The following is a 16,438-nucleotide window of genomic DNA, read 5'->3' on the forward strand; positions in this document are numbered from 1 at the left end:
ACGAGCACGTCAGCGCGCAGCGAGCGCGTCGACGCCTTCGGGCGAGAGCACGTGCTGGATGGCGAGCATGCTCGCGCCGAGCACGCCCGCGTTCTCGGGGGCCGCCGACTGCACGACCTGGAGATGCGCGGTGGCCAGCGGCATCGATCGGGTGTAGACGATCTCGCGGATGCCGGCGATGAGCTGCTCGCCCGCCTGCGCCATCGACCCGCCGATCACGATGACCGACGGGTTCACGAGGCTCACGCAGGCGGTGAGGACCTCGCCGATGTCGCGCCCGGCCTGGCGGACCGCCTGGACCGCGGTGAGGTCGCCCCGCTTCACGAGATCGACGACGTCACGGCCCGTGACGGCGTCGAGCCCCCGTTCGCGCAATGCGCGGGCGATCGCGGGTCCCGAGGCGAGGGCCTCGAGACATCCCCGGTTGCCGCAGTGGCAGGCCGCTTCGGCGCCGCGGGCGACCTGCACGTGACCGATGTCACCCGCGATGCCCTGCGCGCCCCGCTGCAGGGCTCCTCCGGAGACGATGCCCGAGCCGATGCCGGTGGCGACCTTTACGAACATGAGGTGATCGGTCCGCGGCCAGGCGACCTGGCGCTCGCCGAGGGCCATGATGTTGACGTCGTTGTCGACGAGCACGGGCACCTCGAGGTGCTGCTGCACCCAGCCGGGCACGTCGAAGCGGTCCCAGCCGGGCATGATCGGCGGGTTAACCGGCCGCCCGGTGGCGTGCTCGACCGGACCGGGGACGCCGATGCCGATCGCCGCCAGGTCGGTGCGATCACGGCCGATCTCGGCCATCAGCGCACGTCCCGTCTCGACCAGCCAGCCCAGCACGCGGACAGGACCGTCGGCGATGTCGAGGGCCTCGCTGCGCTCGGCCAAAACGGTCCCGGCAAGGTCGGTGACGGCGAGCGATGCGTGCGACGCGCCGAAGTCTGCTGCCAGCACCACCCGTGCGGCGGGGTTGAGGGCGAACTGGGAAGGGGGGCGTCCGCCCGTCGAGACGGCGTCCGCGACGGGGGTGACCAGGCCAAGCTCCATGAGTTCGTCCACCCGGGCGGCGATGGTCGAGCGGGCGAGCCCGGTGGCTTGAGCGAGGGCGGATCGGGTACGCGGTGCGCCGTCGCGGAGGAACTGGAACAGCTCGCTCGCCCCGACGACGCCGAGCGCCGTGGAACGCGTGACTTCGACCATGGATCGAGTAAAGCACAAGACCTTCGACATCGGCCTCACGGCAAGACGAAATCATTCAGGCAACTTTTACCGAAGCGCTAGCAAAAGCCGTGGGATGTGTGCCACTATGTCCGACATGACAACGGACGTCAGCGTACTGCCCCGCACACTCCACGCGGCATTCATCGGCGGCGGCTTCATGGCCGCGGTGCACTCCCGGGCCGCCCGCGCGGCCGGAGCCGAGCTCGTGGGCGCCGCGTCCTCCTCTGCGGAGCGGGCGGCCGATGCCGCGGCACGGCTCGGGCTCGCCGGCTCCTTCGACTCGGTCGACGCCCTGCTCGCCGACCCGACGATCGACGTCGTCCACGTCTGCACGCCGAACGCCACCCACGCACCGATCGCCCGCGCCGCGCTCGAGGCAGGCAAGCACGTCGTCTGCGAGAAGCCGCTCGCGACCGGCGCCGCCGACGCCGCGGCGCTCACCGAGCTCGCCGCCGAACGCAGGCTCGTCGCATCCGTCCCCTTCGTCTACCGCTTCCACCCGATGGCGCGCGAGGCGAGGGCCCGCGTCGCATCCGGCGAGGTCGGCGCCCTCGTGAGCGTGCACGGCGCGTACCTGCAGGACTGGCTCGCGAACCCGGGTGACGACGACTGGCGCGTCGACACGGCGCTCGGCGGCCCGTCACGCGCATTCGCCGACATCGGCTCGCACCTCGTCGACCTGGTCGAGTTCGCCTCGGGCGACCGCATCGTGCGCCTCAGCGCCGCCGCCCGCACCGTGCACCCGAACCGTGCGAACCACGCGGACATCTCGACCGAAGACCTGGCCGCCGTCGTCGTCGAGCTCGCGAGCGGCGCGGTGGGCACCCTGCTGGTGTCGCAGGTCGCCCCCGGGCACAAGAACGCCCTCGTCATCGAGCTCTCGGGCGCCGACGCGACCGTGCGGTTCGAGCAGGAGCGGCCCGACCGGCTCTGGCTCGGTCGCGTGAACGGATCGCGGCTCGTCGATCGCGATCCCGCCGCCCTCGCGCCCGATGCCGCCCGGTTGTCGCGCGTTCCCGCGGGACATCCGATGGGCTATCAGGACGCCTTCAACGCGTTCGTCGCCGACAGCTATGCCGCGATCAGGGGCGAGGCGCCCGACGGGCTGCCGACCTTCGCCGACGGGCTGCGTGCGGTTCGGGTGACCGATGCCGTCCTCGCCTCGGCGGCATCACGAGACTGGGTGGAGGTGCCCGCATGACCGAGCCGATCCTCGTCGCCGAGGGACTCGAGAAGTCCTTCTTCGGCGTTCAGGTGCTCCGGGGCGTCGGACTGACGTTGTACCCCGGCCAGGTGCACGGCCTCATCGGCGAGAACGGCGCCGGCAAGTCGACGTTCATGAAGATCCTCGCGGGCGTGTACGAGCGCGACGCCGGCACGATCCGTCTGGCCGGCGAGGAGGTGGACTTCCAGCACCCCGTGCAGGCCGCCCGGGCGGGGCTCGCGACGGTGTTCCAGGAGTTCAATCTCCTCCCCGAGCGCACCGTCGCCGAGAACGTCTTCGTCGGGCGCGAACCGAAGCGCGGCGGATTCGTCGACCGCAAGGGGATGGTGCGCAGGACCCGTGAGCTGCTCGCCGACCTCGGCATCGATTCGATCGAGGCGGATGCCCCGGTGCGGAGCCTCACCGTGGCCGAGCAGCAGATCGTGGAGATCGTGAAGGCGCTCTCGACCGACGCGCGGGTGATCCAGATGGACGAGCCGACGGCGGCCCTGGCCGACCACGAGGTGGAGCTCCTCTACGCGATCGTCCGGCGGCTGAAGGAGCGCGGCGTCGCGATCATCTACGTGTCGCACCGCCTCAAGGAGATCTTCGACCTCTGCGACACCATCACGGTGCTGAAGGACGGCGCGCTCGTCTCCACCGGGCCGGCGGCCGAGCTCGACACCGACGAGCTGGTGCGCCGCATGGTCGGCCGGCCGATCGAGGCGTACTATCCCGACCCCGAGCCCGGCACCGTGCTCGGCGAACCGCGCCTGGTGCTCCGCGGAGTGGGCAACGCCTATGTGGACGGCGTCGACCTCGAGCTGCGCGCCGGCGAGATCGTCGGCATCGCAGGCCTGCAGGGATCGGGCCGCACCGAGCTCGTCGAGGGCGTGTTCGGCGTCACGCCGTTCACGCGCGGCCGGATGCTGCTCGACGGCGCCGAGGTCACCATCACGAGTGCGAGGCGGGCGGTGCGGAAGGGCTTCGCCCTCATCACCGAGGACCGCAAGGCCCAGGGCCTCGCGCTCAACCAGTCGATCCTCGACAACGCGCTGCTCGTGATCCGTTCCGTGTTCTCCCGCCGCACCCGGAGCGTGCGACGGGACCTCCCGGGCGTGCTGTCCAGTCTCGAGGTGGTCTCCCGCGGTGTCGACCAAGAGGTGCAGTACCTCTCCGGCGGCAACCAGCAGAAGATCGTGCTCGCGAAGTGGCTGGCGACGAAACCGCGCGTCGTCCTGCTCGACGAGCCCACCCGCGGCATCGACGTCGGCGCGAAGGTCGCCGTCTACCGGCTCATGCGCCGCCTGGCGAAGGAAGGGGTTGCGATCCTCATGATCTCCTCGGAACTGCCCGAGGTCATCGGCATGTCCGACCGCATCGTCGTCATGCACGACGGCCGCGCGTCGGCCGAGCTGCCGGCGCGCAGCGACGAGGCCACCATCCTCACCGCCGCAACCGGCGCGGTCTCGGCCATCGACCTCGTGGGAGGTGCGGAATGAGCACCATCGCCCCGGCCGGGCAGGGTCGCCGCCGCCGGCAGCTCGACGCCACCTTCATCGTCGGCATCGCACTGGTCGTGGTCATCGTCGTGGGCGCGATCCTCGTCTCCACCGTCGGCCGCAACTTCTTCAGCCCGGGCAACATCCGCGACATCCTCACCGGGATGAGCGTGCTGGGCTTCGTCGCGATCGGCCAGACGCTCGTGATCCTGTGCGCGTCGCTGGATCTCTCCGTTCCCTACGTGGTCAGCCTCTCGAGCCTGATCGCCGCCGACCTGATGGCTGGGAACCCGGCGAACATCCCGTTCGCGGTGTTCGTCACCCTCGCCGTCGCGGCCGTGATCGGCCTCGCGAACGGGCTGATCGTCACCAAGCTCAAGGTCAACGGCTTCATCGCCACGCTGGGCACCGGACTCATCATCAAGGGCTACCTCGACTCGACCTACAAGGGCACGAGCGGCGACGTCCCGTGGGAGTTCCAGCTGATCGGCGCCACGGGACTCGGCCCGATCCCGGTCTCGACGCTCCTCATGCTCGCAGTGGCGCTGCTCGCCGCGCTGTTCCTCTCGCGAACCCGCACCGGACACCAGATGTTCGCAGTCGGCGGCAGCGAGCAGGTCGCCCGCCTGTCCGGCATCCGCACCGCCCGGCCGCTCATCGCCGCGCACATGCTCTGCTCGATCGCCGCGGCGCTCGCCGGCCTGCTCCTCGCCAGCCGGCTCGGCGTCGGCAGCCCGACCGTCGGCACGCAGGGCGGCTACGACCTGCTGTCGATCGCCGCGGTCGTGCTCGGCGGAACCCTGCTGATGGGGGGCCGCGGTTCGATCTGGGGCACGATCGGCGGTGTCGCGATCTTCGCCGTCATGGACAGCGTGATGAGCGTCATGCAGGTGAACCCGTTCCTCAAGGACGTGGTGCGAGGCGTCGTCATCGTCGCGGCCGTCGCGATCTACACGAGTCGCAACCTCGATCGACGCCGCCCCCGCTTCGGCCCGGGCGGGTCCGTCGCGGCGATCACCGATGCGCGCGCCGCCGAGACGCACTCGATCACGAAGGAAGGAGCGAAGCGATGACCACCGTCACGGATGCCGCGCCCACGACGGGTGAACGGATCGCCGCCTTCGGGCGCAACCTCATCAGCCCGCGCGGGGCCGTGTTCCTCCTGCTCGCGGTGCTGCTGGTCGCGATCACGATCTTCAACCCCTCATTCGCCGAACCGGGCCAGCTCATCCGCTTCATCCAGCGGGTGGCACCGGTCGCGATCGTCGCGATCGGCCAGTACTTCGTCATCGTCGGCGGCGAGTTCGACCTGTCGATGGGGTCGGTCGTGACCGCCCAGGTGGTCATCGCCGGCAACCTCATCGGCGAGGACGACGCGAAGTCGATCCCGGTGCTGCTGCTGATGCTCGTCTTCGGCGCGTTCATCGGGCTGGTCAACGGCCTGATCGTCTCGTTCCTGAAGGTGCCGAGCTTCATCGTCACCCTCGGCATGATGCTCGCCCTGCTCGGCGGGGTGCTCTACTGGACCGGCGGCGCCGCCACCGGCAACCCCGCCGACAGCTTCAGGGAGATCGGGAGGGGCGGCATCCGCGACCTCCCGGTCATCGAGATCCTGCCGTGGTCGGTCGTCGTGCTCGCCGCTGTCCTCGCCTTCGCGATCTGGTTCTCGCGCCGGCCGTTCGGCCGCACGATCATCGCGCTCGGCGACAACGCGACGACCACCGGATTCGCGGGGGCGCGCACCTGGTGGGTGAAGACCTCGACCTTCATCATCTCGTCGCTCTCGGCCACGGTCGCCGGGGTGCTGCTCGTCGGCTACGCCGGCGTGCACCCCAGCGTCGGCCGGGGGTACGAGTTCATCGCGATCACCGCGGTCGTGCTCGGCGGCGTCGTGCTCGGCGGCGGGCGCGGCTGGGTGGTCGCCGCGGCGGCGGGCGCGTTCGCGCTCGAGGCGCTGTTCACGCTGCTGAACTTCGCCGGCATCCCGTCGACCTGGCGCGACGCCGTCCAGGGCGTGATCATCATCCTCGCCGTCGCCTACGCGGCCACGACCTTCCGGGCACGCCGGAAGGGCCACGCACTCGAGGCGCCCGCGGTGCATCCGTCACCTGATGCATCCCAGACTTCGCCCGATACGGCGAACCAGACTTCGCCCGAGACGGCGAACCAGACTTCGCCCGCACCCGGAGCGAAGGAGCCGGATGACCCGTCATCCGCTCGTCCTGCACCCATTCCCTCGTCGCAGAGGGCTGACAACGAAACCAAGGGAGGTTCGTGATGCGACGCAAGTTCACAGTGGCATCCGCCATGGTCGGCGCTCTCGCGCTGATGACGCTCGCCGGTTGTACGACCGATCCGAACGTGGCCGGTCCGGCCGCAGAGGCGGAGGCCACCGAGGAGGCGGTCGAGTGGTTCGACCAGGCGCTCTTCGACAAGCAGGACGCCGAGCGCGACGTCGTGCCCGAGGGCCCCGAAGGCCAGCCGTGGCTCCAGTACATCAACGCGGAGATGGTGGACACGGCATCGTTCGCCAGCCCCGGCGCCAAGAAGGCGTGCTTCGCCAACGCCTCGATCTCCAACCCGTGGCGGCAGACGGGCTGGATCACCATGAACCAGCAGCTGAAGGTGCTCCAGGAGGCCGGGGCGATCTCGGAGATGGAGACCCGCGACGCGCAGGACTCCGATGACACGCAGATCGCCGACATCGACTACTTCATCAACGAGGGCAACTGCGACGTCTTCATCATCTCGCCGAACTCCACCGCCGCGATGACGCCGGCCGTCGAGCGCGCGTGCGACACCGGCAAGCCGGTGATCGTGTTCGACCGCGGCGTGCAGACCGACTGCCCCGTGACCTTCATCCACCCGATCGGCGGCTTCGCCTGGGGCATCGACACCGCTGAGTTCCTGATCGACAACCTCGAAGAGGGCGACAAGGTCGTGGCGCTGCGCATCCTGGCGGGCGTCGACGTGCTCGAGCAGCGCTGGGCCGCGGCCGAGAAGCTGTTCGACGAGGCGGGCATCGAGGCGGTCGACTACTTCACCGGTGCCGACCCCGCCGAGATCAAGAAGATCATCTCCGACGAGCTCGCCAAGGGCGACGTCAAGGGTGTCTGGATGGACGCCGGTGACGGTGCGGTGGCAGCCATCGAGGCGTTCGAGGACGCCGGCGCCGACTACCCGGTGATGACGGGCGAAGACGAGATGAGCTTCCTCCGCAAGTGGAAGGAGACGGGGCTCACGGGTCTCGCACCGGTGTACTCCAACTTCCAGTGGCGCACCCCGCTCCTCGCCGTGCAGAAGATCTTCGCCGGCGAAGAGGTGCCGAAGGAGTGGGTGCTCCCGCAGGAGCCGATCACCGCTGAGGAGGTCGACGAGTACCTCGCGCTGAACGAGAACATGCCCGACGGCCACTACGCGAAGTTCGGCGGCGAGGACCTGCCCGGGTACCCGCAGGTCTGGGAAGAACGCGTGATGCCGTAACGACGCACCACCCGCACGGTCGGGCGGCGGCCGGGCTCCGGCCCGCCGCCCGGCCGCTCGTCTTGGACAAGGAGAATCGCATGCGCCGCACGATCGGTGTGAACACCTGGGTCTGGACCTCGCCGCTGGACGACCGTTCACTGGCCGCGATCGCCGCGAAGGCGGCCGGCATGGGCTTCGGGTCCATCGAGCTGCCGGTCGAGCAGGAGGGGGACTGGTCGCCGGATGCCGCGGCCGACGTGCTCGCCGAGCACGGACTGCTTCCCGTGGTGATCGGAGCGATGGGGCCCGGCCGCAACCTGGTGGCTGCCCCCGGCTCGGAGGTGGTAGCGACGCAGAACTACCTCGTGCACTGCGTGAAGGTCGCGGAGCGCCTCGGCGCCGGCGTCGTGGCCGGCCCGTTCACCGCGTCGACCGGCCGCACGTGGCGGATGGACGACGCGGAACGCACCGCACGGTACGAGGAGCTGCGGACGAGTCTCGCGCCCGTCGTGCGGCAGGCGGCCGAGCGCGGCATCCGTCTCGCGATCGAGCCGTTGAACCGCTACGAGACCAGCCTCGTGAACACCGTCGACCAGGCGCTCGAGGCACTGGGGCCGCTCCTCGGCCCGGGACTCGGGCTCGCGCTCGACAGCTACCACCTGAACATCGAGGAGAAGGACATCGGCGCGGCGATCCGCACGGCGGGGGAGCACATCGCCTACGTGCAGGTGTGCGGCAACGACCGGGGCGCCGTCGGCGACGACCACATCGACTGGCCGGCGTTCCTCGACGCGCTCGACGACGCCGGTTACGCCGGGCCGCTCGGCCTCGAGAGCTTCACGGGCGAGAACGCCACGATCGCGGTCGCCGCGTCGGTGTGGCGCCCGCTCGCCGCATCGCAGGACGAACTCGCGGAGCGGAGCATCCGGTATCTCGACGGAGTCCAGGACGAGCGGGACGCGCGCTGACCCGCCGGCGGCCGCCCTGCCTCCGGCCCGAGGACACGATTTCTCATCAGACCAGCAGGATTCTGCAGGTGCGCCCGCGGCATACTGACGTCGAGCCACAGATCTACGCCACAGACTTACTACTTTTGCTTGACAATCGCTAAAACTCGCCAATATCTTCAGACCGGACTCACTGTGCACGCAGCCGTGCGCACGTGCGGGTCCCGGCATCGGTCACCAACGGAGGTCTCATGCGCATCACAATCCATCGGGCGGTCGCCCGGATGGTCGCCGCCCTGCTCGCGGCGCTTCTCGCCATCGGCGTCGTCGTCGGCGTCGCCGCACCGGCACAGGCGCATGACGGCGCTCACGTGCTCATCTTCACCAAGACGACGCAGTTCCGGCACACGGACGCGATCGACAAGGGCACGCCGCTCATCACCGCCGCCCTCGAGGCCGAGGGGATGGAGGTGACGCACACCGAGGACTCGACGAAGTTCAACGACACCGACCTCGCCGGGTACGACGCCATCATCATGTTCCAGGCCTCGGGCGACCCGTGGAACGCCGACCAGAGGGCAGCCCTCGAGCGCTACCAGCAGGCCGGCGGCGGCATCGTCGCCATCCACAACGCCACCGACATGCGCGGGAACTACCCATGGTGGGACAACCTGGTCGGTTCGCTGATGCCCGGCCACGCCGCAACCGGAACCGACCCGGGTCAGCCGGGCGTCGTACGCATCGAGGACGACACGCACCCGTCGACCGAGCACTTCGACGAGAGCCGCTGGCAGCGGTCCGACGAGTGGTACAACTTCTCCAACAACGTTCGCGGCACCGCGCATGTGCTCGCCTCGATGGATGAGTCGACCTACGCGCCCGGCAGCAACGCGATGGGCTACGACCACCCGATCTCCTGGTGCAAGCCCTACGACGGCGGCCGCGCGTGGGCGACCGCGATGGGCCACTTCGGCTCGCACTACCAGGACGAGAAGTTCATGAAGCACATCGTCGGCGGCGTGAAGTACGCGGCCGGCGTCGAGGAGGGCGACTGCGGCGGAACCGTCTGGGACAGCTTCGAGAAGGTCGCGCTCGACCAGAACTCGTCGGCTCCGTTCGCGATGGACATCGCCGACGACGGTCGCGTCTTCTACACCGAGCTCGTCCGCGGCCAGGTGCGCGTGTGGGACCCGGCGACCGACAACGTCACCACGGCGCTCGAGCTCGACGTGTACTCGGGCGGCGAGGACGGCCTGCTCGGCATCGCCCTCGACCCCGGCTTCACGCAGAACGGCCGGCTGTACCTCTACCGTTCGCCCGATGCCGCAGACAACAGCGATCCGTCGAGCTTCAAGAGCCGCGTCTCGCGGTTCACGATGGTGAACGGCGTCATCGACCCGGCATCCGAGGAGCTCATCATCGAGGTCCCGGCACGCCGGCTGCCCGATGAGCCCGGCCACACCGGCGGCGGCCTCGACTTCGATGCGCAGGGCAACCTCTACCTCGGCGTGGGCGACGACGTGAACCCGCACTCCGAGCCCTCGGGCGGCTACGCTCCGCTGTCGACCCGGCCGAACACCTTCCACGATGCGCGGGCGACGTCGGCGAACACGAACGACCTGCGCGGCAAGCTGCTGCGCATCACCCCGAAGGCCGACGGCCCCGGCTACACGATTCCCGAAGGCAACCTGTTCCCCGAGTCGGCCGACACCGGGAACAAGACGCTGCCCGAGATCTACGCCATGGGCTTCCGCAACCCGTTCCGATTCTCGGTCGACCAGGCGACGGGCGCGATCAGCCTCGCCGACTACTCGCCCGACAACGGCAACGACGCACCCGCGACCCGCGGCCCCGCCGGCATCGCCGAGTGGAACTACATCACCTCGCCCGGCAACTACGGCTGGCCGCTCTGCATGGGCGACAACGAGCCGTTCCGTGATGTCGACTACACCACGAACCCGGTGACGGTCGGCGGCTTCTTCGACTGCGCCAACCCGGTCAACGACTCGCCGCGCAACACCGGCCTCACCGAGCTGCCGGCCGCTCGCGCAGCCGACATGTGGTACGGCTACAATCGCTCGTCGGTCCCCGGGATCATCCCGCAGGGCGGCGGCCTCGCCCCCATGGGCGGCCCGGTCTACAACTACGACGCGAACCTCGAGTCCGACACGAAGTTCCCCGCCTCGTACGACGGCAAGCCCTTCTTCTACGAGTGGGCGCGCAACAAGATGTACTCGATCCAGCTGAAGAACCCCGCAGCATCCAGCGGCACGCAGGTCGAGAAGGTCAACGCGTTCCTGCCGCAGGAGCAGTTCCTGGCGCCCATCGACTCGAAGTTCGGTCCCGACGGATCGCTCTACGTGCTCGATTGGGGCGGCGGGTTCGGGCGCGACAACCCCAACTCGGGACTGCACCGCATCGACTACATCTCGGGCTCCCGCTCGCCGATGGCGAAGATCACGACCGACCAGGAGTCCGGTCCGGCACCGCTGACCGTCGCCTTCGACGGCTCCGCGTCGACCGACCCCGAGGCCGCGCCGCTGGCCTACGCCTGGGACTTCGACGCCGACGGCACCGTCGACGCGACGACTCCGCAGGCCTCGTACACCTATGAGACCGAGGGCGTCTTCGACGCTCGTCTCACGGTGACGGATCCCGACGGCAAGACCGGCACGACGACGACGCCCATCACCGTGGGCAACACCCGTCCGACCGTCGCATTCGACCTGCCCCCGAACGGCTCGTTCTTCGACTTCGGCGACGACCTCTCCTGGGATGTCGCGGTGACCGACCCCGAGGACGGCGAGGTCTCCGGCGGCGACGTCATCATCCAGCCCGCCCTCGGCCATGACGAGCACGCCCACCCGACGACGCCGATGAGCGGCTTCACCGGCACCACCCAGACGAGCCTCGGCGGTCACGCGCCCGATGAGGACATCTTCTTCGCGATCGACGCGCGGTACACCGACGGCGGCGGCGCAGGCGGAGAGAACCCCCTCACCGGTTCGCAGACGACGCTCGTCTACCCGAAGGTGAAGCAGGCGGAGTTCTTCGACTCCGCCGAGGGCATGACCCTCGCGCCCAGCCGCGACGTCGAGGGCATCGACAACGACAAGGTGATAGTGGGCGACGACGGCGCGTGGGCGCACTTCGAGCCGGTGAACTTCTACCGCATCGACCAGCTCGCGCTGCGCGTGTCCGCCCTTTCCGAGGGAACGAGCATCGAGCTCCGCAAGGGCGCCGCCGACGGCGAGCTGCTCGCGACCGCCGCCGTTCCGGCGACCGGAGCGACGCGATTCGCAGATGTCGCGGTCGACACGAGTGCGTTCCCGGCAGAGACGATGGACCTCTACGTCGTCTTCCGCGGTGGGCAGGTCAAGCTCAACTTCCTCGAGGCGATCGGCCAGGGCTCGTCGCCCGCGACGACGCCGACGGTGGCCATCACGGCGCCCGCACAGGACGTGGAGCTCGAGCCCGGTCAGGACGTCACCATCGAGGCGACGGCCGCGGACACGGGAAGCGAGGTCTCGAAGGTCGAGTTCTTCGTCGACGGTGAGTCCATCGGAACGGACGAGACCGCGCCCTACTCCACGACGTGGGCACAGCCCGAGGAGGGACTGTACGAGCTGACCGCTGTCGCGACGAACGCCGACGGGAAGTCGAAGACCTCCCGCATCGTGCTCGCCCAGGTCGGTGAGCTGTTCGGCGACCTCGTGCCGTTCACCAACGCCGACGGCACGTTCGAGCGCATCGGTGACGGAAAGTTCCGCATCAACGGCGCCGGCGCCGATACCTGGCAGGGCGTCGACCAGTACTCGACGCTCTACGCGCCCGCGGGAGGGGATGACAACTGGGAGGCGGTCGTGAAGATCGACGCCCAGGAGAACACCAACGGCGCAGCCAAGGCGGGCATCATCGTGCGCAACGACCTCACGCTGCCCGGTACTTCGCCGGGCTACGCGATGGTCGGCATCCGCCCGAGCGGCGGCGTGGAGTTCCTCGCCGACCCCGACGGCAACGGACAGCTGAACACGTCGGTCCAGGGCGGCACGACGAGCTACCCGACCTGGGTGAAGCTGAAGCGCGACGCATCCGGGTACGCGGCGTTCTTCTCGAAGAACGGCACGTCGTGGACGCAGGTCGGCGGAGCGGTCACGCTCACCGGTGCGGCGACGACCCAGGACGTGGGCATGTTCATGGTGTCGCACGCCGCAGCCGAGGGCACAGTCGACTTCGCGGACTTCGCGATCGACACCGACCCCTCGGGGCCGCAGCCTGTCACACCGTCCGAACCGCTGGTGTGCCCGGCCGGACCGCTCTCCGACGAGTTCGACGCACCCGCGCTGGCTCCGTCGTGGGCGCTGCGCTCCGACCCGGCGAAGCCGATCACCCAGTCGGGCGGAAGCCTGAACTTGCCGGTGGCCACGGGCGACATCAACGAGGCCGCGACCGGTCCGGTGAGCTTCGCGGGCAAGCCGCTGCCCGCCGGCGCCTGGGAGGCGACCACGAAGATCACGCTCGCGCACACGTCGCACTGGCAGTGGGCCGGACTCGTCGTGCACCAGAACGACAACGAGTACAACAAGCTCGCGTTCGTGCGCAACCAGGGCGGTGGTCGGTTCATCGAGTTCCAGAGCGAGACCGGAGGCGTCCGGACGACGCCGGCCGCCCCGGCGCTGCCGGCGGACTTCTCGTCGACCATCCACCTCAAGCTGACGAGCAACGGCACGGTGCTGACGGGCGCGTACTCGGCCGACGGCCAGACGTGGACGGCGCTCACCGGGCAGCTGCAGCTCAAGCAGAACGCGCGCATCGGCGTGATAGCGGCCGGTGACCTGGGCACCACCCCGGTCACCGCCAAGGTGGACTGGTTCCGCTTCAGCCCCGAGCCCGCGCCCGGAGAGCCCGTCGTGCCGAACGACGAGTTCGACGGCACGGCACTCGACGGCTGCCGCTGGGCGCAGAGCGTGCGCTACGACTCGAACAACGCGAAGGTCGCCGACGGACACCTGAAGATCACGACCCAGCCGGGCGACATCAACGGCGCGAACCCCGTCTCGCCGCGCAACTTCATCCTCACCGAGGCGCCCGAGGGCGACTGGGTGGCGACGACGAAGTTCAAGGCACCGCTCGAGCACCGCTGGCAGCTCGCCGGCCTGCTGATGTGGGCCGACGACGACAACTACGTCAAGGCGGATGTCGTGGCCACCAACAACCCCGGCGCCGCACTCGATCTCAAGGCCGAGATGGCCGGCGAGGCGAACGGCGCGGGCTTCGGCAGCCGCAACATCGACATCGCCGAAACCAGCGAGAGCGGGTACTGGTACGTCCGGGTCACGAAGACCGGCGACCAGTACACCTCGGAGGTGAGCGACGGCGGCGTGAACTGGACCCCGATCGGCACGTCGGCGATCACCTTCGACACGCCGCTGCGCGGACTCGGCCTGATGGCCATCGGCCCGCAGCAGGAGGCTCCGGCCGTGGTCGAGTTCGACTACTTCCACCTGGAGGGCGCAACCGTCGATCCTCAGATCACCCTGAGCTCGGAATCGGTTGACGCCGGTGCGGCCCTCACGGTGTCGCTGAGCGACGGAGTGGCCGACGCCGAGTACGTCGTCGAGCTGGTCGGCGAGGCGGGCGCGGTCGTGCTCGGCACGCTGACGGCGGGAGCCGATGGTGTCGGGCAGGCCGAGGTCCAGGTCCCGGCCGACACGGCGGCGGGTGCGTACACCGTCACGGTGACGTCGGGTGACAGCTCGGCCTCTGCTCCGCTCTCGGTGACGGCCGCGCCGCCCGCCCTCGCGGTCGATGTGGTCGCGGAGACGCGTTGCATCGGGTCGAAGACGTACGTGACCGTGAAGGCGACCAACCGAGAGAGCGAGCCGATCTCGGTGAAGGTGACGACCGCCTACGGCGAGAAGTCGTTCGCCTCGGTGGCCGCCGGCAAGAACGCCGTGGCCACGTTCAACTCCCGTGCGGCGAGCGTGCCGGCGGGTGAGGTCACCGTGGAGGCGACCCGCCTCTCCGACGGCGCGGCCATCTCCCGCGTCGCGCAGTACGACGCCCGCACCTGCGGCTGATCGCGCGATCCCGCAATGAATCAACCCCCGAATCCGAGAATGAGGAATCAATGATGAGGACACAGAGAAGCACCACCCCTGCCGCGTTGCGGGTGACCGCTGCCGCGTTCGGCGCGCTCATGCTGACCGCGGCCGGTGCCGCGGCGGCGAACGCGGCCGACCCGGTCGGGCACGGCAACGACGCGGTCGACGTGAACGTCGCGATCTCGGAGCTGACCGAGCCGGGCGTGCTCGCGATGAGCGTCGCCGGCGACGCGGTCAGCCTGACCGAGGGCACCTCGGCCGACCCGCTGCTGCGCGAGTTCACGGGAACGCTGCCCACGGTCACGGTCACCGACACCCGCACCGCCGAGGAGATCCCCGACGGCGCCGCCTGGTACGTGCTGGGCTCCGCGAGCCAGTTCACCGACGACGCCGGGCAGGCGCCGATCTCGGCCGGGCACCTCGGCTGGAAGCCGGCCCTGATCGACGGCGGCGACTCCGGTCTCGTGGCCGAGGGCGGCGAGGTCGTCACCGTCGTCGACGATCCGACCACGCCGCCGACCGCGCCGCCGAACAACGTCGGCCTGGTCGACCAGGAGCTGCTCGCGATGGCGTTCGACTCCGAGGACGTCGCCAGCGAAGGCTCCTGGACCGCGAACGCGAACCTGTTCCTGCGCACCCCCAGCACCACCGCCGCAGGCAACTACACTTCGACACTGACCCTGTCACTGTTCGAGTGATCAGCGACGAACGGGCCCCGGTTCTTCGGAACCGGGGCCCGTTCGTGTGCGTGCGCAGCGGCCGGATGCCGCGACCGCCCTATCGCGCCGGAGCCCCGACGACCATCGCCTCGACGTTCTCGGGCGAGAGCGCGTGATGGATCGCCAGCATGCAGGCGCCGAGCACCGCGGCATCCGACCCGGACTTCGACTGCGTGATCTGCAGGTACTCGGTCGCGAGCGGCATCGATCGCGTGTAGACGATCTCTCGCACGCCGGCGATGAGGTGCTCGCCCGCCTGGGCGAGGTTGCCCCCGATGACGATCACCGACGGGTTGATCAGGCTCACGCAGGTGGTGAGCACCTCGCCGATGTCGCGACCGGCCTGGCGCACCGCCTGGATCGCGTCGATGTTGCCTCGCTTCACGAGGTCGACGACGTCTTGGCTCGACTCCGCCTCGAGTCCGGTCTCCCGCAGCTCGCGCGCGATGGCGGGACCCGAGGCGAGCGCCTCGAGGCATCCGCGATTTCCGCAGGTGCAGGGCACGTCGGCGCCGCGGGCGACGTAGACGTGCCCGATGTCGCCGGCGGTGCCCTGGGCGCCGCGCTGCAGGATGCCGCCCGAGATGACGCCGGAGCCGATGCCGGTGGCGACCTTCACGAACATGAGGTGGTCGACCTCGGGCCACGAGAGCTCGCGCTCGCCGAGCGCCGAGATGTTCACGTCGTTGTCGACGAGCACGGGTGCGTCGAAGACGTCGCTGAACCAGCCCGGCACGTCGAAGCGGTCCCAGCCGGGCATGATCGGCGGGTTGATGGGCCGTCCGGTGCGGTGCTCGACCGGTCCGGGGAGGCCGATGCCGATCGCGAGGAGGTCGCCCGGCCCACGGCCGACGCGCTCCATGAGCGCTCGCGCCGCGGTGGACACCCAGCCGAGCACCGCCTCGGGCCCCTCGGACACCTGGATGCGGTCGTCGCTCTCGCCGAGGATCCGGCCGGTGAGGTCGCTCACGGCGATGCGCACGTGTGAGGCGCCGACATCGACGCCGAGCACCACGCGCTCGCTGGCGGTGATGGCGAACTGGCTCGACGGGCGCCCGCCGGTGGAGACGGCGTCGCCCACGGGGCCGACCAGGCCGAGGTTCATGAGCGCGTCGATGCGGAGGGCGACCGTCGATCGCGCGAGCCCGGTCATCGCCGAGAGCTCGGTGCGCGTGCGAGGCTGCCCATCTCGCAGGATCTGGAAGAGGTCGCTCGCGACCGATGATCCGAGCGCGGTGACATGGGCATCATCGCCCTGCGGGCTTACGTCGTTCATAGT

Annotated in this window: 10 protein-coding genes; 8 read left to right on the top strand and 2 right to left on the bottom strand. The window is 69.8% G+C overall.

The window, feature by feature from the left end:
* Positions 1-9: 9 nt before the first annotated feature.
* A complete protein-coding gene (locus tag ACFWN7_RS06235) occupies positions 10-1,197 on the bottom strand; it encodes an ROK family protein (RefSeq protein WP_376937880.1) in 1,188 nt (395 codons plus the stop codon).
* Between the two features lie 115 nt (positions 1,198-1,312).
* Here ACFWN7_RS06235 and ACFWN7_RS06240 point away from each other — a divergent pair, with 115 nt between their 5' ends.
* From ACFWN7_RS06240 to ACFWN7_RS06275, 8 genes are all read left to right on the top strand, one after another.
* The gene (locus tag ACFWN7_RS06240; protein WP_376937882.1) at positions 1,313-2,419 is read left to right on the top strand and encodes a Gfo/Idh/MocA family protein; all 1,107 of its coding nucleotides are present in this window, start codon (positions 1,313-1,315) and stop codon (positions 2,417-2,419) included.
* Complete coding sequence (locus ACFWN7_RS06245) at positions 2,416-3,924, top strand: sugar ABC transporter ATP-binding protein (protein WP_376937883.1); 1,509 nt, start codon at positions 2,416-2,418, stop codon at positions 3,922-3,924. The genes ACFWN7_RS06240 and ACFWN7_RS06245 overlap by 4 nt, the downstream gene beginning before the upstream one ends.
* Positions 3,921-4,997: an ABC transporter permease gene (locus tag ACFWN7_RS06250; RefSeq protein ID WP_376937884.1), complete on the top strand. Its 1,077-nt coding sequence runs from the start codon at positions 3,921-3,923 to the stop codon at positions 4,995-4,997. Before ACFWN7_RS06245 ends, ACFWN7_RS06250 begins: the two co-directional genes overlap by 4 nt.
* Positions 4,994-6,202, top strand: a complete 1,209-nt coding sequence (locus tag ACFWN7_RS06255; RefSeq protein WP_376937885.1) for an ABC transporter permease — start codon at positions 4,994-4,996, stop codon at positions 6,200-6,202. Before ACFWN7_RS06250 ends, ACFWN7_RS06255 begins: the two co-directional genes overlap by 4 nt.
* Positions 6,202-7,407: a substrate-binding domain-containing protein gene (locus ACFWN7_RS06260; protein ID WP_376937886.1), complete on the top strand. Its 1,206-nt coding sequence runs from the start codon at positions 6,202-6,204 to the stop codon at positions 7,405-7,407. Before ACFWN7_RS06255 ends, ACFWN7_RS06260 begins: the two co-directional genes overlap by 1 nt.
* Positions 7,408-7,487: 80 nt before the next feature.
* Complete coding sequence (locus ACFWN7_RS06265; RefSeq protein ID WP_376937887.1) at positions 7,488-8,357, top strand: sugar phosphate isomerase/epimerase family protein; 870 nt, start codon at positions 7,488-7,490, stop codon at positions 8,355-8,357.
* Positions 8,358-8,587: 230 nt separating this feature from the next.
* The gene (locus tag ACFWN7_RS06270; RefSeq protein WP_376937888.1) at positions 8,588-14,416 is read left to right on the top strand and encodes a ThuA domain-containing protein; all 5,829 of its coding nucleotides are present in this window, start codon (positions 8,588-8,590) and stop codon (positions 14,414-14,416) included.
* A gap of 53 nt (positions 14,417-14,469) precedes the next feature.
* Positions 14,470-15,138, top strand: a complete 669-nt coding sequence (locus ACFWN7_RS06275) for a hypothetical protein (RefSeq protein WP_376937889.1) — start codon at positions 14,470-14,472, stop codon at positions 15,136-15,138.
* A 79-nt stretch (positions 15,139-15,217) separates the two neighbouring features.
* Here ACFWN7_RS06275 and ACFWN7_RS06280 read toward each other — a convergent pair whose 3' ends face one another.
* Positions 15,218-16,435 (bottom strand): ROK family protein, encoded by a 1,218-nt coding sequence (locus tag ACFWN7_RS06280; RefSeq protein ID WP_376937890.1) that lies wholly within the window; start codon positions 16,433-16,435, stop codon positions 15,218-15,220.
* Between the last annotated feature and the right edge of the window lie 3 nt (positions 16,436-16,438).

Source organism: Agromyces sp. NPDC058484 (assembly GCF_042720415.1).
In the GTDB taxonomy this organism is placed as follows: domain Bacteria; phylum Actinomycetota; class Actinomycetes; order Actinomycetales; family Microbacteriaceae; genus Agromyces.